General features: G+C 34.4%; 17 protein-coding genes. 8 read left to right on the forward strand and 9 right to left on the reverse strand.

Translation table 11 applies throughout. The annotated features are described in order from the left end of the window. Positions 1 to 233 precede the first annotated feature (233 nt). The 4 genes from CG11_RS07090 to CG11_RS07105 all read right to left on the reverse strand — a co-directional run bounded on the left by CG11_RS07090 (position 234) and on the right by CG11_RS07105 (position 4,007). Complete coding sequence (locus tag CG11_RS07090; protein ID WP_052594553.1) at positions 234 to 617, reverse strand: hypothetical protein; 384 nt, start codon at positions 615 to 617, stop codon at positions 234 to 236. Between the two features lie 133 nt (positions 618 to 750). After that, positions 751 to 2,067, reverse strand: coding sequence for a hypothetical protein (locus CG11_RS07095; RefSeq protein WP_052594554.1), 1,317 nt, complete (start codon positions 2,065 to 2,067; stop codon positions 751 to 753). Further along, a complete protein-coding gene (locus tag CG11_RS07100) occupies positions 2,054 to 2,593 on the reverse strand; it encodes an RNA polymerase sigma factor (protein WP_052594556.1) in 540 nt (179 codons plus the stop codon). Before CG11_RS07100 ends, CG11_RS07095 begins: the two co-directional genes overlap by 14 nt. A 286-nt stretch (positions 2,594 to 2,879) precedes the next feature. Beyond that, positions 2,880 to 4,007 carry a hypothetical protein gene (locus CG11_RS07105; protein WP_052594561.1) on the reverse strand — a complete coding sequence of 376 codons (1,128 nt, stop codon included), beginning with the start codon at positions 4,005 to 4,007 and terminating at the stop codon, positions 2,880 to 2,882. Positions 4,008 to 4,529: 522 nt separating this feature from the next. Between CG11_RS07105 and CG11_RS07110 the strand changes: the two genes are divergently transcribed. The 4 genes from CG11_RS07110 to CG11_RS07125 all read left to right on the forward strand — a co-directional run bounded on the left by CG11_RS07110 (position 4,530) and on the right by CG11_RS07125 (position 12,978). Continuing rightward, positions 4,530 to 5,663: a serine hydrolase gene (locus tag CG11_RS07110; RefSeq protein WP_052594563.1), complete on the forward strand. Its 1,134-nt coding sequence runs from the start codon at positions 4,530 to 4,532 to the stop codon at positions 5,661 to 5,663. Between the two features lie 272 nt (positions 5,664 to 5,935). Further along, on the forward strand, positions 5,936 to 6,955 hold the full coding sequence (locus CG11_RS07115; protein ID WP_052594565.1) for a hypothetical protein: 1,020 nt from the start codon (positions 5,936 to 5,938) through the stop codon (positions 6,953 to 6,955). A 288-nt stretch (positions 6,956 to 7,243) separates the two neighbouring features. Further along, positions 7,244 to 9,106, forward strand: a complete 1,863-nt coding sequence (locus CG11_RS07120; protein WP_052594567.1) for a peptidase M61 — start codon at positions 7,244 to 7,246, stop codon at positions 9,104 to 9,106. Between the two features lie 176 nt (positions 9,107 to 9,282). Next, complete coding sequence (locus CG11_RS07125) at positions 9,283 to 12,978, forward strand: AAA family ATPase (RefSeq protein WP_052594569.1); 3,696 nt, start codon at positions 9,283 to 9,285, stop codon at positions 12,976 to 12,978. A gap of 63 nt (positions 12,979 to 13,041) precedes the next feature. Here the strand turns inward: CG11_RS07125 and CG11_RS07130 are convergent, their stop codons facing one another. The 3 genes from CG11_RS07130 to CG11_RS07140 all read right to left on the reverse strand — a co-directional run bounded on the left by CG11_RS07130 (position 13,042) and on the right by CG11_RS07140 (position 16,029). Next, the gene (locus tag CG11_RS07130; protein ID WP_052594571.1) at positions 13,042 to 14,061 is read right to left on the reverse strand and encodes a fatty acid desaturase; all 1,020 of its coding nucleotides are present in this window, start codon (positions 14,059 to 14,061) and stop codon (positions 13,042 to 13,044) included. 507 nt (positions 14,062 to 14,568) lie between these two features. Continuing rightward, positions 14,569 to 14,982 carry a hypothetical protein gene (locus CG11_RS07135; RefSeq protein WP_052594573.1) on the reverse strand — a complete coding sequence of 138 codons (414 nt, stop codon included), beginning with the start codon at positions 14,980 to 14,982 and terminating at the stop codon, positions 14,569 to 14,571. Positions 14,983 to 15,081: 99 nt separating this feature from the next. Beyond that, a complete protein-coding gene (locus CG11_RS07140) occupies positions 15,082 to 16,029 on the reverse strand; it encodes a M23 family metallopeptidase (protein ID WP_052594575.1) in 948 nt (315 codons plus the stop codon). 295 nt (positions 16,030 to 16,324) lie between these two features. On the opposite strand from CG11_RS07140, the gene CG11_RS07145 reads away from it, so the two are divergent. Further along, entirely contained in the window at positions 16,325 to 16,753 is a 429-nt protein-coding gene (locus tag CG11_RS07145; RefSeq protein ID WP_052594577.1) for a hypothetical protein, read from the forward strand. A gap of 26 nt (positions 16,754 to 16,779) precedes the next feature. On the opposite strand, the gene CG11_RS07150 is transcribed toward CG11_RS07145, so the two are convergent. Then, on the reverse strand, positions 16,780 to 17,589 hold the full coding sequence (locus tag CG11_RS07150) for an SDR family oxidoreductase (RefSeq protein ID WP_052594579.1): 810 nt from the start codon (positions 17,587 to 17,589) through the stop codon (positions 16,780 to 16,782). Between the two features lie 384 nt (positions 17,590 to 17,973). Between CG11_RS07150 and CG11_RS07155 the strand changes: the two genes are divergently transcribed. After that, positions 17,974 to 18,708 (forward strand): hypothetical protein, encoded by a 735-nt coding sequence (locus CG11_RS07155; RefSeq protein ID WP_052594581.1) that lies wholly within the window; start codon positions 17,974 to 17,976, stop codon positions 18,706 to 18,708. Between the two features lie 445 nt (positions 18,709 to 19,153). Here CG11_RS07155 and CG11_RS07160 read toward each other — a convergent pair whose 3' ends face one another. Beyond that, positions 19,154 to 19,816 (reverse strand): DUF2459 domain-containing protein, encoded by a 663-nt coding sequence (locus CG11_RS07160; protein WP_052594583.1) that lies wholly within the window; start codon positions 19,814 to 19,816, stop codon positions 19,154 to 19,156. 369 nt (positions 19,817 to 20,185) lie between these two features. Here CG11_RS07160 and CG11_RS07165 point away from each other — a divergent pair, with 369 nt between their 5' ends. Continuing rightward, positions 20,186 to 20,548, forward strand: a complete 363-nt coding sequence (locus CG11_RS07165; protein ID WP_052594585.1) for a hypothetical protein — start codon at positions 20,186 to 20,188, stop codon at positions 20,546 to 20,548. Positions 20,549 to 20,847: 299 nt separating this feature from the next. Beyond that, positions 20,848 to 22,497: a SulP family inorganic anion transporter gene (locus CG11_RS07170; protein WP_081909489.1), complete on the forward strand. Its 1,650-nt coding sequence runs from the start codon at positions 20,848 to 20,850 to the stop codon at positions 22,495 to 22,497. Positions 22,498 to 22,579 lie beyond the last annotated feature (82 nt).

Here is a 22,579-nt window from a genome sequence, read left to right on the forward strand (position 1 = left end):
CTTTTTTGAATGAAATTAAGCTATAAAAGGTCATAATTATTAACATTAATTCATAGTTTTCTCTCTATCTCAAAAAGATACTTCTTATTTTCTGTTGATATCGCTTTTTATTTTTTCAATAAATAAAAAGTGAGTTGCCCACAAAATACGAACAACTCACTTTAACTAAACACCATCAATAAGCTATCTATAAATACTCTAATTTCAAACAACTTAACAGATGTATCTTTGCATTATTCTAATTTATCTTCTACCCAAATGTCAAACTTTTTTTGATCTTTTGTAGAAACACCACTTCCGCCTGATCGAACAAGTTTCCCTCCAATAGTTGCTTTATATTTTACTGTAATATGGTCTCCATCAAGCATTCCTTTAGCTCTAACAATTAGATCCGCACCAGAATCCAATTCAAATGTTGTATTCCAATCAGGGGTTAAAGTTTCTGTTTGAAGTTGCCCTGCTTTATCATAATAAGATATTGTAGACCAACTCTCTAGATCACCTTCTACTTCAACAGACAAGGCCACCTCCCAAATACCGTTATCCTGTTTTTTACACGAAGAAAAAAAACTTACAGCAAATAATGAGATCAAAATAAATCGAGATAAATTTTTCATTTTTTAATATTTTTTATTTTTTGAAACTTAAGGAATTATTTCAACTCCCTATTATCTAAATAGTAAATGTTGTAACCTATCAACACCTCCACAACCTTAATGTATTTGCCAAAGGACCTCTATTCTTTTGTTATCAAAAATTAAATCTCAATCCAAGAGAATTAATTAATTCATGTGCATTACTACGGTGGAAATTATTTGAATTATAGGGCTTAAAAATATATTCTGCTTGAACAAAAAGCCTCAACTGTTGGCTCAATTGATAGTTAATATTTAACCCCATAGCTATTTTAGAATTGAAACGTTCTCTAAGATGTTCTGAAACATCGATCTTATCAATAGATTGTACATCTATGTTAGAACTTATTTCAAGGCTATAACTCACATCCAAATCAATTCCTATTTTATTTAGTTGTAATAAATTAAATCGATTCCCCACAGTTAGAGAAAATGATGTAATATTAAAGACCGCCTTTATATCGTATAAAATAAATTGATTGCATAAAAGGTCAGAGTCATTGATTTCATCTAAAGGCATTTTATTTCCTTGAATATTATAAGTAAAATAGCCTTCGTCATCATATAAAGCACTATAATTGAATTCAGCTTGTTTTCTATTATAATTAAAACCTACTATTGGATTTAATAAAGAATTAATTTGATAACCAAAACTTATATTTGCATTCAGTCCTGAGGATTTGAATTTTCGATTCGAAAGATCTCCAAAGACAAAAGAGGAATTCCATAAACTCATTTTATAGCTGGAATAACCAACTTTAGTTTCTATGAAAAATGGCGTTTTTCTAGGTTTATTTTTTCTTGAATCATTTTCTTTTACTACCTCTCCTGTTAACAACATTGCCAAGTCCTTATTTTCTATAAACATACTGTCAATGCACTCATCTTCTAACAATAATTCCTTAACAATCCTCTCTGCTCCTTCCGCATTCTCTTCCTTCTCTTCTGGTAACAACAATCCTTTAGATAGATCTTCTACTCCTTTATCTTCCTTTCCTTCTAGTAACAACAATCCTTTAGATAGATCTTCTACTGTAGCAATATCAGTGGGTAGATTTTCAGAGATATAGGCTTTCTTTTTATTGACATACTGTTTGTCTATCTTGTTTTGATTTTTCTTTGAATAAATAGTAGTTGGCAATTCATCAAAACCTGTTGATTTTGGTATTGCATTTGATTCTTTAGAATTAAGGTTTGGTTCAGAGACAATTTCCTCAAAAGATGCCTGCTGCGGCAAATCATCTATTACCCAGTAAATAAATCCTAAACTTAGCAGGAGAAGCAATATACTTAGCATCTGAAAGAAGAAAAACAACCCTTTTTTACGCTTCTTCTCTTCAATTTCCTTTTCAATATTATCCCAAACAAAAGAAGGCGTTTCTGCTTTACCATCCTTTAAATTATCCCTAAATAGTTTATCAAATTCTGTCATAGTAGTTGTTAATTATTTGAACAGATTGATCTGCTGTTAAATATTTTTTAAGCTGAAACCTTGCCCTTACCAATTGGGACCTAGAAGTACTTACGCTAATTCCAATTAATTCACTAACCTCTTTGTGAGAATAGCCTTCAATAATGACTAAATTCACAATTGTTCTATAGCCATCTGATAATTGATTAATTGCGTTTAGTAGTACTCTTTGTAGATTTTCATCTCCTTTAGGATAATCAAATTCAAAGGATTGCTCATAAAAATCCTCTACAATATGGCTATTTTCCAGTTCTTCGTAAATCTTCCGACTTCGTAAGAATTCTAAGCATTTATTTACTATGATTTTTTTTAACCAGCCCTCAAAGGATCCTTTGCCAGAAAATGAGGGTATCTTCTTGTACGCTTGGATGAATCCCTCTTGCAAGGCATCACAAGCGTCTGGTCTATTCTTGAGATATCGCAGGCAGACGTAGTATAATTTATCAGCATAATGCTGATAAATTACTTTGAAAGCGGTACTATCCACTTTCTTTTGACATCTTTTTATTGCTTCTGTTACTAAGATAATACTTTATTTAATAGAAATTATACATAATATTGATCTGTGCAATTAGCTAAACTGCCTACTCCGTCATAGAGACCTATAGCCCATCCCATTCACTATTCGAAACCACTCTTTGTTAGTCTTAGGTAGACCACCTACAATACCTCTTAACATCCAATAATCAATACCAATCGTTTAGATGTTCTTATCAAAAGTCTAAAACTCCATACGAAATAGCATGACAGCTAATTACTACACACACATCTATTTAAAGACCATAGACAGATAAGTTATCATATGTCGTATTTTCTGGCAATACAATTGTATTAATAGGACCTTCAATGACAACTCGATAACAAGGTATTCCATTTTCAGCATCTCCTAAAGGCATAATAGTATAAGAAATACCAGCAGGAACAGTCCCTAATGAAGCGCCATTTACTCTAAATTCATTGGGAGCGACAAGCAACATATCATTAGAAACGTCAAAAGAAATATGTTTCTTAGAAATCCTAAGACTTGAAAAATCTATCTCTAAATCACAATCTAGTAATTTTAAAAGACCACCAGAAAAATTGCTATTCCTCTCTTTATCAAAAGGGAAACTATCCCCCCATGCGATAAGTCCCTTTTCGCCTCCACCAACAGCACCAGTAGAACCTATATATTTAGCTCTAAAATAGACAGAATCTATATTGGTAGGATAAGGTAGGTGTTGTTGGTGCAAGATACGAATTCCCATAGTACGTATTAGTTTATAATCTGTGTCGGCAGAGTCGATAAATATATTTAGGGAATTATCAAAAACAAATGTACTCGCGTCCCATCCAGTACTATTGCGTGAAAGATCGTTTAGCAATAAGTCATCAATTGAAATAGACGCTCCTCCTAACTCTATAGTATTAATTTCTCCTAATAATTTCACCTCACCAAAAGTTTGAGATGCCATATATTCCTCAGGAGAACCACCATTTATTTTAAGGTTTCCAGAATGAAGCAAATCATCAGTTTTAAGGATAATTGACTTTAACCTTGTTGAATGGTCTACAGCAGAATAATCAAACAATACATCGGCATCTTTAATATTTAAAACTTTATCGACAAAGTTTGCGTTTGGATTGGGTAGCTCAGAAGCTGAAATAGTCTTTACAGATCCTAAATTTTGTCCAAGCCCAGAATAATCCTTGTACTTTCCTTGCATCGTAACACTGTTATGAGCATAAAAAACAGGGCTATAAGTGGTAGACGAAAAAGATTCATTAATATTTACAACATCAAATCCAATATTTGGACATTTTTCAGGAATAGGAACTTCAACATCTTCTTTTTGGCAAGAAACAACAGTCATTAATAAAGCAACTAATACACCTACGATATAAAAAATACTCTTACTCATCTTTTGATTATTTGATAGTTATTAATTGATTAGTAGTTCGTTGACTAGCTTTGTTACTCCCTATGGTCGTGAGCTCGCATAGCTCGGTTCGCAGCTACTACGTGGTTTCAACGAACTATTGAATTGATGACATCCGTTAAAAAATCAACGGAGTAATAAATTGAGATTATTTAAGAATAAGGTTATCTAGAATTAATACTCCGTTGATTTTTGAGTTTCCCTACGAACCCGCAGGCTCACGAAGTAAAAACGTAAAAAAGCATCTTGCATTAGTTTGATTATCAGTCTTTTAGCATAAAGGCTAACAAGGGCACATCTTACTGATAATCAAACTAATACGATTTTTCAACGGAGTAATGCTAGAATAGTAGTTATCAATAAACATCTTCATTATTTATCTCTTAGATGCAGACTTTGTAAAAACGCTGCATGATTTTTTATTTTTTTTAAGTCTGTGTACCAAACAAAAATTTTAAAATTGCTACCATAAAAAGTTTAAATTAGTACCCAAAAGAAAATATTATGATTCGTATATTCAGTTTTTTATTCCTTTTCAGCATTCTACTGGCTTGTAACCCAAGTTCAAAACTAAAAAATAAAGACATTGAAGATTTAGAGGATATTAATCTATTGCTTCAAAAAGTACGTTCAAAATACAATATGCCAGCCATGGCAGCAGCAGTTGTTCGCAAAGATGCCATTCAAGCCATAGGTGTAACAGGCGTACGACGTATTTATACCAAAGATAAAGTAAAACTTAGCGACCGTTTTCATATGGGCTCTACGACCAAGGCAATTACAGCACATTGGGCAGCAAGCTTGGTAGAAAGCGGGTTCATTACTTGGGATAGCAAGATTTTAGACATATTTCCACATTGGGAAGACGATGCATTAAAAACATACCACAACGTTACTCTATCTGATTTACTTTGCCATAGAGGCAAAATTCAGCCGTTTACAAGTGCAATGGACTTGGCTAGTTTGCCTCGATTTGCGGGCAACCCCATGGAAAAACGTCGTGCTTTTGCCAAATGGTTGCTCAAGCAAAACCCAGCAAAAGTTGGTAGTCAAGAAGGTTACGTTTATTCCAATGCAGGATATTCTATTGCTGCTGCTATGCTCGAAAAAGTAAGTGAAACAACTTGGGAGGAAGCTATTTTAAGCGATGTACTGGTTCCTTTAGATATCGATGCGGTTATTGGTTGGCCTACAGATAGCGACGCCAATCAACCTTTTGGGCATCATTCTGTCCATCCTTTAGATTCTAACCTTCGAGCTGTGACGGCTAGAAATATGTTTCAAATGGAAGACATTATTGCTCCCTCTGGTGACTTGAGTATGTCTATTGAGGATTACGCCAAATTTGTTCAAGCACATTTACAAGGTGTACAAGGGCAAGATAACTTGTTAAAAGCTGATACGTATAACTATGTGCATTATGGTCGGGAGAACTATGCTATGGGCTGGACTAGGCTGCTAAAAAATGGCACACACGTTAGCACACACGACGGTAGTGCTGGTACCTTTTATTCTCATACGAGCATTTTGAAAGAAAAAGACTTGGGCATTATTATTTTTGTTAATGCTTCCAATATTTACGCTACAAAAGCCGTTTATACTTTAAAAAAACGTTTGCTAGATATTTATGACAAATAATAATTTCTTTGGCATAAAAATTATAGCTATATTAATCATATAAAGGCTATCCCCCAATATAGAATAAATGACAAAGTATTCATTTGGGCTTAGATACAATCCAATTTAAGTCCTTTTCTATATTTGATTATCTCGTCCTGTTTTTTAAACCCCAAATTTAAATTACATTATTGATCTACTTTTTAATCTATGTAGTATGCCATATACTAGAACTTATCTAATTAAAGGAGTTCTTATTCCCAATAAAGGTGCTACATTCAAAATGGCTGGTTATGAAACAAGTTCAACACCTATTTTTTGTTGTCCTTCTTACTGTTTTTGCAATGACAATGACAAAAGCACAAGATACTCCATTGCCCAACATTAGCTCTCAATATCTAACTCAAGGGAATGATTATGGTGCTGTAGTATTAAAAATCCAATATGCCAACCCAAAAAGTCATTGGGTTTTGGATGGAAAAACACTCGATTTTACACAACAAAATTTATATCAATTCTTGGATACTCGGTTTGAAAATTTAGAAGCAGCAGAGATTCAACAACATAATATAAAATTGGAAGCGCCCTCTGATATGCCCATTCACTACTTACAAGATGCTTATGCGTGGGTTCAAATTTATGGAAATAAAAGTTTACACCTAGCCATGTATGAAAGCATGCAACCCGATAAAAAACAATACCTTCCGTTAGATATCCTGCCCTTTACTCAACTAGAAGAAGCCTGCACTTATTACGCTACATCTACGAGAGGTTCCAATTCGGCAGTTGAAGCTTTCTCAACCATCCACCCCAATACCGAACGCTTAACAATGTCTAAAAAGATAGATTTAAGTTTAGCATCTAAAAAAATTCGTCCTGAACATTATATCCCTCAAAACATTCTACATATTGACCTTCGAGAAGGTAATGAAATAATTTTTAAAGGTCGTCAAGCCAATCCTTTGGTTTTGGGTTCTCTTATTCAAAGTGAGTTGGCTGCTAATTATAAGAATAGTTACGAAAAAGCAGCTCCGCAAAACTACTTGTGGATCAACCTCCGTATGAACAAAAATATTACCTATCAGCAGTATGCTGAAGTATTGGTTGCTCTGCAAGAAGCGTTTCATTTATATTGGGAAGAATTGGCATTTAACAAATTTCAAAAAGCCTACTTAGATTTAGATGTGCAACAACGCTGGTCTATTCAACAGGCTAGCCCTAAATTAATTGCTCAATATGATGCCATTGAATTATTGTACATAGAAGAAAAGTTATCTTCGGATACTCCTCAAACATGGTTTGAATTAAAATAAAACACCTTATATGCTAAAGTTTTTTTGATTTATAAAAATTCACGAAAGACCAAGCTACCTTTTAAGGGTAGCTTTTTTTATGTGATTTAGAAGAATGAATCTTAAGATTAATCGAAAAAATTATAAAACATATTCCATTTGCACTTATCTTTACTCCCACAAAAAGAATTCCTATTTATAATATTTTGTACGTGTTTTAAACAACAACTTAAAACAAGAGAATAAATCTAATTCTTGATATTGTACAAACTCTAACAAAGAACAACCAAAAAATAAATTAACCAAAGAATGAAAAAATTATTAGTTAGCTTATTAAGTTTAGCTACCCTACAACTTTCTGCTCAAACATACGAGTATAAAGTAAATTTAAACAACACAGCAAACGATCAATTAGCTGTAGAATTAAAAGTCCCAGCTTTAAAACAAAAAGACCTCTATTTTCACTTACCTGCAATGGTTCCTGGCACTTATAGTGTTTATAATTTTGGTCGCTTTATAAGCGACTTTAAAGCTTTTGACCAAGAAGGAAAAGAACTCTCTGTAGAACATCCAGATGTTAATACTTGGAAAATTGCCAATGCCAAAACAGCTGCCAAAATCACCTACAAAGTAGAAGATACTTGGGACACCAATAAATCCAATGTTATTTTTGAGCCAGCGGGTACTAATATTGATAAAAATGTATTTGTTTTTAATAACCATGGTATTTTTGGCTATTTCAAAAAATACGAAAAACTGCCTTACAAAATTGAAGTAGATCGCCCTAAAGAATTGTTTGGAGGAACGGCCATGCCTCGCACAGGGGGAGATGCCGACACCGACATTTTTGAAACAGACAGTTACAACTCGTTGGTGGACAATCCAATTATGTTTAGTGCTCCAGACACAGCCATGTTTAAAGTAGGTAAAGCTTCAATCTTAATTCATACCTACTCTCCTACGGGTCGTGTCAAATCTAAAGATTTAACAGCAGATATCAAACCTATTTTGGAAGCTCAAAGAGAGTATTTAGGGGGCACATTGCCTGTTGATCGTTATGCCTTTTTAATCTTTTTAAACAAAGAAGGTGGTTTGTATTTATCAGGTTCGGCAGGAGCTTTAGAGCATTCTTATTCTTCTTTTTATTGTCTTTTTGAAGGCGATCCAGCAGGGATTAGCCAAACAGTTAGGGACGTTGCTGCACATGAATTTTTTCATATTGTAACGCCTTTAAACATTCATTCTAAAGAGATTCATAATTTTGATTTCATCAATCCTGAAATGTCTGCTCACTTATGGCTGTACGAAGGAGGAACAGAATATGCTGCACAACACGTTCAAGTGAAGCAAAAACTAGTGCCTATTCAACAATTTTTGGCTGCCATGAGTCAAAAGATGCGTCAAGCAGAGATGTTTAACCAATCTATTCCGTTTACGACCATGAGCAAAACTTGTTTGGATGAAAATAAATCTCAATATGCCAATGTTTACCTAAAAGGGGCACTGATCAATATGTGCTTAGATATGACGCTTCGTAAGTTGTCTAAAGGTAGTTATGGCACTCAAAATATGATGAACGATTTAGCCAAAAAATATGGCATTGACAAACCATTTAAAGACAAATGCCTATTCAAAGAAATTGGAAAAGTAACAGGCTTCAAAAAGGAGATGAAAGACTTTTTTGCGCGTTATGTCGATGGAGCAGAACCGCTGCCAATCGCTTCTTTGATGAAAGATTTTGGAATTGATTATAAAGAAAAAGGAACGATTACAGAGCTTTCTCCTTTTGGATTTAATATCAATACAGGGGTTACGTTCAATTTTGCAAAGAGTTTGATTGAAATTAAAGAAAGTGGTATTGATGCATTTGGTAAAGATATTTTAGGGTTCCAAGGGGGTGATTTGTTGTATAAATGGCAGGGACAAGAATTGACCATGCAAACATTGCAAAGTGTATTGGGTCAACACCAAATGGCAGCTAAAGAAGGGCTGGAACTAAGTGTCACCGTTTTGCGTAAAAATGCGGAAGGCGAATACGAAGAAAAAGAACTTAAGGGTACTCTAAAAAAAGTACCTGTAGAAGTTACACACGCTTTGTTTGTAGATGAGCAAGCTAGTGCCGAAAAGGTGAACCTACGTAAAGCTTGGTTGGGTGATTACATTTCTGAGTAATCAGAAAAACTTTTTCAAATGAATACTTCTTAACAATAGTTCTCTACAAAGTATTGTCAGATAAAAAAAGACTAAAAAGGTATTGGATTCTTTTCCGATGCCTTTTTTTTTATCTTAGTAAAGCTTTAGTAATCGTTCAGAAAAAATGAGTGATCAACAATAACAACAGTATTATCATGAAAATCCTTACCATACGCCTAAAAAACCTTAACTCTCTAAAAGGAGAGTATCGCATCAGTTTTGAAGAATCTCCTCTTAGAGATAGCGGCTTATTTTTGATTACTGGAAATACTGGGGCTGGTAAATCTACCATTTTGGATGCCATTACTTTGGCTTTGTTTGGTTTGGTGCCAAGGTTTGAGGATATGAATATCACAAAAAAAGAAAACCAAGTGTTAACACATGGTAGCAAAAGTTGTTATGCCGAAGTGGAGTTTGAAAGTATGGGAACGATTTATCGCTCAAAATGGAGTTTACGGAAAACTCGTACAGGTTCTTTTTCTGAGTCCAAACGAGAAATTGCAGAACTTTCTCCTGATAGGCTAAGTAGCAAAATTCTAGCTACCAAAAAGAAAAAAGTCGATAGCTTGGTAGAAAAATTATTAGGAGGATTAGACTTCAAACGTTTTACTCGTTCTGTTTTGCTTGCCCAAGGTGAATTCGCACAATTTCTAAAAGGTACTAAAGATAGAAGTACTATTTTAGAGCGAATCACTAATTCTGACCGCTATTCTAAAATATCTATTGCGGCTTTTGAACGTCATAAAGAAGCGTTATTAGAACTAGAAAAGCTAAAGGAGCAAAATTCCAATATTCAATTATTATCTCCTGAGGAAAAAGCTTTTTTGACAGAACAATTAGGCTTGTTCGAACAACAACAACAAGAAAAAGAGCACACCCTCTTACAGCAACAAGAACAATTACAGTTGCTCCAAAAATTGGAAAATTTGCAAGCCGAACAAGAACAGTTCCAAGCACAATTTGAAACATTGTTATCACAAAAATCAACAGCTCAAGATTCTTTTGACCAACTGGCTTTACATCAAAAAGCAATTGAATTTAAACCTGCCTTAGATGAATTAGAACAAACCATCCAAAACCAGCAGACGATTTTAGTTGAAATTGAAACCTTACAACAGGCGAATGCGAGCACGACAAAAGAATTAGCAACTCGTTCTCAGCAACAACAAACACTAGAAAAGCAATTGCAAGTTGCAAAAGAAAATTTCTTAGCTTTTGAGCAAATTTATGATCAAGTTGTAAAATTGGATACTCAGCTAGAAAGTGAAGAAAAAGTGGCGCTCGCTTTACAAAAAGAATTAAAAGAAACGTCTCTACTTGTAGAAAATAAAACCATTCTTATACAAAAAACTCAAGATGATAAAAAGAAGTTATTAGAAGATCAAACCTCTACAAAAGCATGGTTAGAACAACATCAAATCTATGCTTCTTTGGTGGATTCGGACACTATTTTTGAATTAAAAAACCAATACAAAGATCTTCAAAAATACGAAGAAGCTTTGTTGGCTATTCAAAAAAAGCAAGTTGCAACCAAAGATAAAATAGAGGCTTTAAATATACAAGCAAAAAAGCTACAGCTTGCTTTGCAAGAAAACCAAGCTGTTTTAAAAGAAGAAAAAGCAACTTATCTACAATTTTGTAAACAATACAAGTTAGATGCTTCTTTAAGTTATGAAACACATTTAACAGCGATACAAGAACACAGTGCTAATACCGATCAACTGTTACAAGCCTTAACCAGTGTTGAAGAGGAGCGTAAAAAACACCAAGAGTTATTACAAGAAGTGATTGAGTTGGATGAAAATATTGATAGCAAACAAACGGAGTTTGAGTTTTTAGATCATCTGTTTTTGCAATATGAAGAAGCCTTGCAACAAGCTCGAAAGCTCGAAAATTACTATGAATTAGTCTATCAAGAACAACAAGCCAAAAACGATTTGAGTGCTTTTCGTGGTCAATTAAAAGAGGGGGACGAATGTCCTTTGTGTTTCTCTGTTGAGCAACCTTTTAGAAAGTTGAATGTTGATGTGAGTTACGCCCTAAAAAAAGCCGATCAAGATCGTACAAAAGCCAAAAGAGAACGGGAAAAAGTAGAGCAAACTTACTCTGAAAATACCAATCATCAACGATTAATTTTTTCTAACATCCAAGATTTGCAAAAACGAAAAGCTACTTTGGTTAACGACTTAACCTTGGTGGAAGAGAACATTCGTTTTATTATAGAGCAAAAGCAATTGTTTATTGCTCCTATTGTTCATCAAAAAGATGCCTTAAAAGCAAAAATTGAAGATACTTCAGCTTTGGTCAAGGAGTATATAACGTTAGAACGTGCTTTGAGTAAAATTCAGCAGAAGATTCAAAATAGTGAGAAAGATGAGGAATTACTTCACTCCAAACTTCATCAAAATACCTTGCACCTAAAAGACTTCAATCAACAACAAAATGAACAAGCTCTAGAACAAGAACATTATCACACAGAGCTACAAAAGGCTCAAGATTTTATAGAAAAACAACTTGCTAATTATCAACTAAAAGACGATCTACCAAAAGCTATTGAACATTTAGAGCAATCCAAAAATAAATATATAGAACAAACTGAATTGCAACAAAAGCAAGTTACAAAGCTTGAAAATATTGGCTTGCAGTTAAAAAATCTTCTAGATCAATTGAGCGAAAGCCAAGAATTGCTCAAAGGGAAACAAACGATTTGGGAACAGCATCAAAGAGATTTAGATGCCTTAAAACAGAAGCGTTTGGATTTATTTGGCGAAGCATCTATACAAGCAACTAAAACGGCTAAAACGCAAGAATTAGAGGAGTTGAATCGTCACTTAGAAGATAACTTAAAAGCAGTACAACAATTGGAGCAGTTGCAAGCTAAAAATGTTGGTATTTTATCCGAAAAAGAAAAGCAAGCGGTTCTCTTCCGTAATTTGGTGGCAGAAAAACAACCATTGCTACTGGATGCCATACAAACAATAGGTTTAAAAGATTTGGAAACTTTGAAAGCAAGTCTTTTGGACAAAGAATTAGCGATTTCTATTGCACAGCAACAACAAGAATTGCAACAAAATATTGATCATAATACTGAGAAACAACAAACCAATCAGCAACACCAAGCTGCCCTTTTAAAAACTACTACCGTTGAATTGCAGGAAAAAGAAACGCTTTTAGAAAACTATCAATTGCAACAAAAGCAAGTTAAAGATTTGCTCCAAGAGATTGGTAGTACAAAAGAAAAATTACGACACCAAGCTGCCCAAGAAGAAAAGAACCAAGTGCTTTTAGAAAAAATTAATGCTCATAAAAAAGAAGTAGAGCGTTGGGGGATGCTCAAAGAATTAATTGGTTCAAGTGATGGTAAAAAGTTCCGTGTCTTTGCACAAAGTATTACCTTAAAAAAACTAATTCACTTAGCCAATCAACATTTGCGCTATTTTATCAATGGACGATATTACTTAGAAAAACGCTTGGCAGAATATCAAGATAGACGACCTAATGATATTTTAGAAATTGATATTGTAGATACGTTTCAAGCCAACAACAAACGTCCTTTGAATACGCTTTCGGGAGGAGAAAGTTTTTTAGCTAGTTTGGCTTTAGCTCTAGGATTGTCGGATTTAGCAGGTGGCAACGCAACCATTGAATCCTTATTTATTGACGAGGGGTTTGGCACCTTGGATGCCGACACCTTGCAAGTTGCTATTCGTGCCTTGCAAACACTAGAGTCCAAAGGAAAAACCATTGGTGTTATCTCTCATATCGAGCAACTAAAACAAAATATTCCTACCCAAATTCATGTCGTCAAAAAAGGTGGTGGTTTTAGCCAATTGAAAGTGATGGAAGTTTAATAAAAATGGTGTTGTACCAAGAACCTGTACAACACCATCTTTATTCTTATTGTTACAAACAATCTATACTTGTGCTGGTTGTGCTTTTGTTTTCTCCAATTCAGGGTTTTTGCGTTTGGTTCGAGAGTACAGACTCACGTTCTTATCGGTTAAGAAACGCCAGTTAACCGCCAACCAAGAATTATACGAGTGTAAATTATCATAAAACTCTGGTGCCATTTTTCTTAACTCTGGCAAACGGCTTCCAGGAATACGAGGAAAATCATGGTGCTCATTGTGGTAACCTACATTGAACGTTACTAAATTCAAAGGACCATAGTAAGAATACGTTTCTTGTCCTTCTTCAAATACATAATGCTCTGAAATGAAGTGTCCAGATACAGGATTTAGACCACCTGCAAACACCAATGACAAGCCCAAATAGAGCAAAGCATACAAGGCAGCAGATGTACTAACGTAAATAGCTAACCCTCCAAAAAATAAGGTCATAGCTGTAATTTGGAAAATAGCATTGTAAATAACCCATTTATTGATTTTCAATTTCTTTACCATCATTGGACGCAAGGCATAAAAGAAAATCTGACTAACAAACCAAATTACTTTCCCTATAAAACCTTTAAATAACATTGCTTCACCCAAGGTAGGAATATCCGTATCCTCTCCATCCGTTCCTTGTGACCAGTGATGTACTCCATGGTAGTATTTAAACGCCATAGCATAAGGGAAGATCATCGGAATATTAGCAAAAAAAGAAAAGTAGTTGTTGTGTGATTTTTTTTCAAATGCCAAGTCGTGTGTAATTTCATGCACTGCTAAAAACATAGCATGTACAATTGTTGACCCCACCAAGTAAGTTATTAATAAGAAAAGGATCCAACTGGTTTCGATCAATTGATAACTTAAAGCGGCTATAGTCATGTGTATGGTTACCCACAACACTGTAAAATATTTCATTTTAGGATTAATTCCAAAAAGCTCTTTGACTTCTGGGTGCGCCTTTAAAATTTCTTGTCTACGCTGAAAATGCGGTTCTTTATCGTCAGCCCAGTAGTAGTCATTTTTTGATGCTCTATGAATTGCCATATTTTATATTTTTTTGTTTTTTGATTGATACAATCAACTTATAAAATTGCATTACTACGTTGTTGAAAGATTGATTGACAGGCTATTCCTTGAATATTTAGTCAAAATTTAAGCTCCTCAAGGGCTTTCAACTCGTTTGCGCTGCAAAGATAAGATATGTAGTTTATTCTACACTACGATTGATCATTTTTATTGATGATTTGTATCTTTTTTACATTATTATTATTAAGAATAGGTTCATAGATTCTAGCATTTACAAAATACTAAAAACCTAAATCCAGCAACCTTTTTATTCTATTTTACAAGTACAAACTTCTATAATATAACTTCTTTTTTTAGATGCATTTTTTAGGGTATTTCCCCTAATAGAAGTTGATCAAATATTTCTATAGCCATCAGTTGCCCCATCCTTGAATCACGTGTCGTATAATCATTACTCTGTTGAAACTACGCAGTAGCAGCGCAGCTAACTACTAATAATATAACTTGCAAAAAAAATGGAACCTTTTAACTATCTAAAATATCTTCTTTAGACGCCACATCATTTAGCAATGAATAGTATCGGAATGTCGCTTGAATTGCTCGAATGCTGATGTACACCATCAAACCAGCTAAAAAAATATTCCCACCTCCTTCTGAGGAAATTCCAAATTTATTCATAATTGTCATAATAAAAGCGATAACAGAAAAAAGGAATAAAATTACCGCAACAACTCGGCTCTTTAATTGTCTCAGTAATAAGCCTAGTACAATTAGAACCACCCCATCTAGTATAATCGCAGGCATTAAAATAATTCCAATTATAATTTGAAGACAGGCAACGACAAAAAATCCATTAGCTGTTTCTTTGATAACTCCCAAAGCATCTTCTTTTGTTTCAATTTTAGCAAATGCTTTTTTGGGTTCTGTGGTTTTAGTCATGATGTTTTTTAGTTTTAATATATTAAAGTAGTCTGTGGATAAATTTTTTAATTAAAATCCACAAAGTAATGTAAAATCGAGATATAGAACCAACCCTATTTAAAGTTCATCTAGAAAAACGACTCCATCAAAAGCTGTTCCACTAAAAGGCATATCCAAACGAGGGCTTCTTAAGTATTTTTTATCGTATACATTATGACGCTCATCAAAACGAGTTGGATAATAATTCATTTGAATGATTGTTTGAGTGGCTCTTTCTTTCAAACTGGATATACCTAATAATCGTTCTCGCACACTAGCCGTTTTACAAATAGCTATCATCTTAGCTACTTGTTCAGCATCATATACAGAAGGCTCAAAAGGAGTATCATTGCGCTCTGGAGCAGGAATTGGTAGATCTCCGTTGCGCCACATCGACGTCTTATCATCATAAGGGAAAGGGTCTATAGGCTCTCCATTTAGCCAAACATTAAAATGAATGTGAGGAATGCCTAAAGGAAAAAAAATCAATGCGTCCAAACCACTGTACCCCGATAACGCAATTGCTTCCCCTCGTTTCAAAATCGTTCCTACTTGAACCAAAGAACGAGCTAAATGAGCATAACACGTCATCAAGCCATTCCCATGATCTATAAATATCTTTAAACCTCCTCGGTTAAATTCTGATTCAATGGCCACTACTTCTCCTGCGGCAGCAGTACAAACCGTAGAACCAACAGGAATTGCAAAATCAGTTCCATTGTGACTATCATAAGTCAATTGTTTGCCACGAAAATCTCTAATTTGGGTACGCTTGACCGACCAACCATTTTCAATGGGTGTTTGGATGTGATTGACTAAGTTGGATAAAATGGCCTTTCGGTCTATGTAAAATTTTCCTCGCCATAAGGTAGGAGAAATTTTAGGGTGTAATTGCGATAAGCTTGATAAGCCAAACTTTGATCCTGGCACATCTTCTTGTCCAAATAAAGCGATTTTGGTTTGGCGCATCCGCTCCTTAAATGGAGAAAGACCTAATACTTCTCCAAAAAATTTTAATTTTTCCATTTTGTCGGGGGATTAATAAATCTAAAAATAATATTCTACTTCCTTTGTCCATAACTCTATTGAGTTGTTTCTACCTAACTATAACTATTCTAATGAAAGGTAGTTATTTTTCAGTTGCTGAAGCACAAACAAAATTAGTAAACTTGACCTAATTTTATTTTTATTTAGTATATTTGACCTAAACAACTCTAGAACACTCTAAGAATTTTGTCATCCTAAAACTCTAACTATATCTATACAAGGCTTTTAGCCTTTTTATCAAGTTTACTAAATTATTCATCTTATAATTATCAAAATGAAAAATTCAGCACTATATCAAAAAATTGGATCATGGGCTTTTATCCTTATTGGCACATTACATCTTAGTGGGCATTTCTTGATGACACCAACAGAAAAACAACTAATATTAGCAGCACAAATGGAACAATTTACCGTCGCCCCTTTATTTATGGAAACCAACATTCTAAATTTTTATAATGGATTTAGTATCCTTATGGCTGTACTAATTATGGGCTATGGAATACTTAATCTTTTATTATCAAAAGCTGGTACTAACAAGGCTTTAAACATACGTTCAATTTTACTATTAAATAGTTTGGTAGCTAGTATTGCCTGTATTGTTTCTATCCTATACTTTTTTATTCTTCCAATTGTATTTACTGGAGTAGCTGCTATTATGTTTGGACTTGCCTACCTAAGCCTTCCTACACCTTCCATTCGATAATCATTCTAAATCGCTAAACATCATTACTAGAGATCTTCTTTTAAGCGCTTAATCATTGTTCGTTCGTACAATTGAGGCAAAAACCGATGCAACCAATAAGAAATTTTACCTGTATTGCCAGAAATGAGTAAGGGCTTATTTTTTTGACAATATTGGTAAATATCCTGAGCAATCTCTTCCACTGCAACTGTTTTTCCAATTGTTTTTTTCGCTTGATAAATAGAATTCTTATCTAAAGAAGCATCCTTAGTCTCCAAGGGGGCTTGAATAAAAGAAGGACAAACCATCAAACAATGCACCCCCTCTTCTTGGAGTTCGCTTCTCAACGATTCAAAAAAACCGTGTAAAGCATGTTTGCTAGCGGCATAGGCAGTACGCCCCAATAAAGGGGCAAATCCCGCCACACTTGAAATATTAATAATAAAGCCTTTGTGTCTCCGAATTTGATCCAAACAAGCTTCTGTGCAATTAACTGACCCAAAAAAATTAACCTCCATTACTCGGCGCGTAATTGCTTTGTTTTTGTCCATATCGACATAACGTTCAATATGCGTAATGCCTGCATTATTGGCTAGTCCGTCAATTCGTCCCCAATGTTGTAAGACCTTATCCATTGCAGCAAAACAGGATGACCGATTGGTAATATCGCAAATGATGGGGAGCACTTCTATCTTTGTTGCTTGAAGTTGGGATTCTAGTTGGTCTAAACTAGCTTGGTTAATATCTAAGGCTGCTATTTTCATCCCAACATCTGCAAATTGCTTGCAGATTGCCCGACCTAAATTCCCCGAGGCACCTGTCACTACAAGCACTTTATCTTCAAAATTTCGTTTCATTGGCATTTATTTTTTAATAGTTAGCGGCACTGCTACTAGGTGGTTCTTAAAAAACTTTGTCAACTCGAATTAATAGTTCATTCGTTAGCAACATTCAATTTAAGAATACTTTATCGCTTTTTCACCTCTATATCTAAAAAAACAAGAATACACGCATAACAAACTTATTATCAAATAAAATTAAACCTACCCAAATCATAAAATCTACTCTATGGATAGTTAACGTTGCCCCCCTCTCGAGTCAAACAATGCATTTTTTTAGAGAAGTAGAGGATGTTGAATCAAATGGCAAAACACCAACTGCATTCAATTTATTTATTCCTAAGCATAAGAATCAACAACTATTCTTTGTACTTTTACACCTCACTATAACAACAATATCAAATGAAAGACGAACAAACTATTGTGATTGGAATTCCTGGTAAATGGAAAAATAGAGATGCTATCGTGGAAGCAATTGCGAAAAATAGTGGCGGATATACTTTTGCAGGGATGATGCTCATTCACGACCAAACTCAAGAGAGTTTTGGTTTAGAAATTTATGAAAAAGATTCCAATTTACGTCAAGCATTTGAATTTGCGGGCATGGGGCAACTCTCTGAGGAATTCCTTCAGTCAATAGACGAACATACGTTCACGGTATACATCATTGGAGAAGGAGGAAACTTAGAGTTAGCTCAGAAAATGATGACTGTAAGCCAAGCTTTGTTAAAAATTGGTGGCTTGGGTGTCAAAATAGAAACGACAGGAAAAGCTTTTAGTCCAGAAACATGGAATAACATCTGCAATTTGCAAGAAGACGCTAAGTATTATGATGCTTTTGTGACAAAGTTGCGCGCACAAGATGATGTTTATTATACTTGTGGGATGCATAATCTAGGACTTCGAGATGCTGTTATTGGTGCCGTTGATATGAATACCGCTATTTATACCTTGGATGTTTTTTCTATTTATCAAATTGTTGAGCAACCGACAATTCAAGCAGGCGAAACTTTTTCAGCTATTGAGGATAGTCCTCATTTCGAAATCTTAGAAGAAAAAGACACTCGTTATCCAGAAGGAGATGGATTCCACAACAAATATGGCATGTGGATTTTGCGCCCTCAACATTTGAGTTGATAAGTAACATCTAAGTAATCGTTCAAAAAAATAACAAGTACCACGCAGTAGCAGCGTAGCTAAAACAGCCTTCTTTTTGCGCTACACTTCATCAGAAAAACTTGTCTTAGCTCGCTAAGCCTTCCTTTTTCTTCTTGGATTAGCAAAAAATAATCCCATTTTTTGTTCTTATTTTTTCTGACCTCTTACTTATTTATAGTAGTTCGTTGATTACCTGCGGTGCTACTTCGTGGTAGCTCCCTGCGGTCGTGAGATCGCTATCGCTTAGTTGTTTACTTTTTTACCAAAAAGATAAAAAACCACACTTATATTAGCTTGATAATCAAAGCTTTAATGCAAAATGCAATAAAAATCATAACTTATTAATTATCAACTGCGCAGCACTCACGAAGTAAACTAATAAAGTTTAGCTGCGCTGCTACTCCGTGGTTTCAACAAACTATTGTTATTTAGATAAGTGGCGTAAAATTCCTCGATCAAAAGGCGACCAAATTGCTGTCTTTACAGATGCCTTTTTTAAGGCTTGGTTGACCCAAATATTGCAGGTATATAGACAAGTATAGTTTCCTTTGGCTTCGTAAAAAAAGTCATTGTCTCGATAGCCCGTTCCTTCTAATATCTGGATCGTTCCTTTTTTGTCGTATTTAAACGATTCATAAACAAATTTTTTCATGGCTGCTAATTGCTCGTCACACAGTTCGATAGATTTCCATTTTGAATTGAGGTACTTGTAGTGGGTCAAATGCATCAGCGTTTTACTAGGCAAAAAACCTGCTGCAATTGCTGTACTAATCTTTAACTCAGCCCAACTTGGTGTATGTAAATAAAATCCTTTGTCACCCCACCCTATGGCAATATAATCGCCTTCTATTGGTTGTAACTGAACTAAAAAAGCCTCGTCTAGTAAACTTTTGTGGAAGATTAAATCCATGTGAACGCCATTGCTAGTAGCATAAACCGTGTATGGTTTATCACATTTATAGTCCTTGGGTGTTGTGGTCAATCTAGATAAAAACCAAGCAAAGAAAATATAGTTGAGAACAAAAACGAGGCAAACTACCAAGAAAATGAGCAAGTACTTAGTTAGTCGGAAAAGTATAATTTTCATGTTTTTAGGTTTAAAGTATATCGTCTAAGATTTTGGAGGTTCTATACAAATCGTCATTTTTTTTATGATAACCCCAAACCTTTACAAGGTAACAAGTTTACGATCATTTTTCTAACAATCAATTGAATTCAATTTTTACAAAAAAATGAAAGACAACTCAAAGAAATAATATAGCTCAAATGTGGCGATTTCTCGCCTATCCATATAACTTTGTGAAGTACTAAAATAAAAGAAATTGTTTATAAAGTTAAAAAGAGTTAAAATCATTTTTTTTCAAAAAAAAAACTAGTTCTTCGGAACAAATCTTAATAAAACTAGTATATTAGATAGCATTACTATCACTAAAAAAAATTAAGACATACTAAAGGAATGATAAAACCTTGGGCTATAGACAATAAATTCAACTTATATGATTTACTTCGGTATATCACCATATGTACTATTGCCTTTTTTTTTGTTGCACAACCTACAATTGAAGTTGTCTTCAATTTAGTCGAGACAGAATACGAACTGTGTGAATCTTTGGAGGATGATGACGTTGAAGAGAAAGAGGAATTAAAAGAAGAACAAAAAAAAGAATCTGAGTTTTTGACGCCTAAACACGCAACTTATCTCGCCATTAATAATATAGCTGTCCATTTACGGGTAGCCACCAATTTACTTTGTCAATCACATTATATTAGAGAATTCTTCTTAGAAATTCTCCTCCCTCCTCCTGAACAGGTTGGATAACCAAAAATCAATCAAATGCAAATACATTAAATTATCATTTAATATATTTTTGCTTTATTCTTCTATGACTTATAGTCTATGAATGACTATTGATTTAATAGCAACAACCTAGTTGAGTACGGCTAATTCCCTTAGACAAACCGTTCTTAACACTACCATTAAATATAAAGATGCCGTTCGATCAACGGCATTTCTATCAATATAAAAAACTGTATTGAATTTGCCTTCAAAACACAATACCCCGAAATGTATTGTTCTTTTGTTTTAAGTATCAATACTTTATTCAAGTTATAAATAAAATGAAATCTACAGATAATTTATTAGATGACTTTCCTCAAGCAGAAAATCCTCAACAAGGAGTTCCTCAACAAGGAAATGATTTAAGCCCATTCAAAAACTTCAAACACGATTTTCCAGCCAGTATTATTGTATTTTTAGTCGCAATGCCTTTGTGTCTAGGAATTGCATTGGCTTCTGGCGCCCCACTTTATTCGGGATTGATTAGTGGAATTGTCGGAGGAATTGTAGTAGGAGCCTTAAGTGGTTCTCCTCTTGGAGTAAGTGGACCCGCTGCTGGTTTGGCAGTGATTGTCTTAAGTGCCATTACAGAATTGGGCAGCTTTAACATATTTTTGGTGGCTGTTGTTTTAGCTGGTATTCTTCAGTTGATTATGGGATATGCCAAAGCAGGAGTTATTGCCTACTATTTCCCTTCTTCAGTTATACATGGAATGTTGGCAGGAATTGGGATTCTCATCTTTCTAAAACAAATTCCTCATGCTGTTGGCTATGATCCTGTCAACGAAGCCGATTGGGGTTTTTCTCAAGCTGATGGTCAGAATACTTTTTCAGAATTGATTAATATGCTCAACTATATGAGTTTCAGCATCATTGTAATTTCTGTGATTTCTTTGGCTCTATTAATCCTTTGGGAAACACCATTTTTCAAAAAAAATCAAGTGACCAAATTAATTCAAGGACCTTTGGTCGTCGTTGTTTTAGGAGTATTGCTAAACGTTGCATTTGCCTCCAACCCTGAATGGGCAATTAGTAGCGATCATTTGGTTAATATACCTGTTGCTAGCAACGCCAATGAATTTCTTAGCAACTTTGCTTTTCCAGATTTTAGTGCCTTGACCAATCCCAGAATATATGTCATTGCAATTATTTTGGCTGTTGTTGGTAGTTTGGAAACACTTCTTTGTACAGAAGCTTCTGACAAACAAGATACCTTAAAACGTGTTACGCCTGTTAACCGAGAGTTAAAAGCACAAGGGGTTGGTAATATTGTTTGTGGTTTGATTGGTGGAATTCCGATTACACAAGTTATCGTTAGAAGTTCTGTCAATCAACAATCAGGTGGGAAAACCAAAGCTTCTGCTGTCATACATGGTGTGTTAATCTTATTGAGTATTATCATTATTCCTAACATACTCAACCTAATCCCATTAGCAACCTTAGCTGCTATTTTGATGGTCGTTGGTTTCAAATTAGCCAAACCTTCTTTATTTATGAAAATGTATAAGCAAGGATTAAGTCAATTTATTCCTTTTGTTGCTACGATTTTAGGTATTTTATTTACCAACTTATTGGTTGGAATTGGAATCGGAATGGCTGTTGCCATTTTCATTATCTTGCGCAACAATTATAGAGTAGCTACTCGCGTTGAACAAGGCAAAGGTTCTAATATTCGTTTGGTTCTGTCAGAAGATGTAACATTCTTAAATAAAGCCTCTATTCAGGGTACTTTAGCGCAGATTCCAAACGGAACGCACCTAGAAATTGATGCTAGCAACACCTATTTTATTCACCATGATGTGATAGAAATCATTGAGGATTTTAAGATCAATGCTGCTAGTCGAAATATTACAGTTACAACAATTGATTTGACCCCCGAAAAGGAAAAAGAAGTGCGGGCTTTGAATCATTTTGAACTTATTTCAGAATAAAATTTTGCTCATAACAATTACTTAAAGAGGTCATTTACTTATTGGTAAATGGCCTTTTAAATATACAAAGTCATTGTTCAAA

The sequence above is a fragment of the Aureispira sp. CCB-QB1 genome, from assembly GCF_000724545.1.
In the GTDB taxonomy this organism is placed as follows: domain Bacteria; phylum Bacteroidota; class Bacteroidia; order Chitinophagales; family Saprospiraceae; genus Aureispira.

What these genes read in the sequence shown, in the direction of transcription:
- CG11_RS07090 (WP_052594553.1), bottom strand. Translation starts at nt 617, where the DNA reads ATGAAAAATTTATCTCGATTTATTTTGATCTCATTATTTGCTGTAAGT.
- CG11_RS07095 (WP_052594554.1), bottom strand. Translation starts at nt 2,067, where the DNA reads ATGACAGAATTTGATAAACTATTTAGGGATAATTTAAAGGATGGTAAA.
- CG11_RS07105 (WP_052594561.1), bottom strand. Translation starts at nt 4,007, where the DNA reads ATGAGTAAGAGTATTTTTTATATCGTAGGTGTATTAGTTGCTTTATTA.
- CG11_RS07110 (WP_052594563.1), top strand. Translation starts at nt 4,530, where the DNA reads ATGATTCGTATATTCAGTTTTTTATTCCTTTTCAGCATTCTACTGGCT.
- CG11_RS07115 (WP_052594565.1), top strand. Translation starts at nt 5,936, where the DNA reads ATGAAACAAGTTCAACACCTATTTTTTGTTGTCCTTCTTACTGTTTTT.
- CG11_RS07120 (WP_052594567.1), top strand. Translation starts at nt 7,244, where the DNA reads ATGAAAAAATTATTAGTTAGCTTATTAAGTTTAGCTACCCTACAACTT.
- CG11_RS07125 (WP_052594569.1), top strand. Translation starts at nt 9,283, where the DNA reads ATGAAAATCCTTACCATACGCCTAAAAAACCTTAACTCTCTAAAAGGA.
- CG11_RS07130 (WP_052594571.1), bottom strand. Translation starts at nt 14,061, where the DNA reads ATGGCAATTCATAGAGCATCAAAAAATGACTACTACTGGGCTGACGAT.
- CG11_RS07135 (WP_052594573.1), bottom strand. Translation starts at nt 14,982, where the DNA reads ATGACTAAAACCACAGAACCCAAAAAAGCATTTGCTAAAATTGAAACA.
- CG11_RS07140 (WP_052594575.1), bottom strand. Translation starts at nt 16,029, where the DNA reads ATGGAAAAATTAAAATTTTTTGGAGAAGTATTAGGTCTTTCTCCATTT.
- CG11_RS07145 (WP_052594577.1), top strand. Translation starts at nt 16,325, where the DNA reads ATGAAAAATTCAGCACTATATCAAAAAATTGGATCATGGGCTTTTATC.
- CG11_RS07150 (WP_052594579.1), bottom strand. Translation starts at nt 17,589, where the DNA reads ATGAAACGAAATTTTGAAGATAAAGTGCTTGTAGTGACAGGTGCCTCG.
- CG11_RS07155 (WP_052594581.1), top strand. Translation starts at nt 17,974, where the DNA reads ATGAAAGACGAACAAACTATTGTGATTGGAATTCCTGGTAAATGGAAA.
- CG11_RS07160 (WP_052594583.1), bottom strand. Translation starts at nt 19,816, where the DNA reads ATGAAAATTATACTTTTCCGACTAACTAAGTACTTGCTCATTTTCTTG.
- CG11_RS07165 (WP_052594585.1), top strand. Translation starts at nt 20,186, where the DNA reads ATGATAAAACCTTGGGCTATAGACAATAAATTCAACTTATATGATTTA.
- CG11_RS07170 (WP_081909489.1), top strand. Translation starts at nt 20,848, where the DNA reads ATGAAATCTACAGATAATTTATTAGATGACTTTCCTCAAGCAGAAAAT.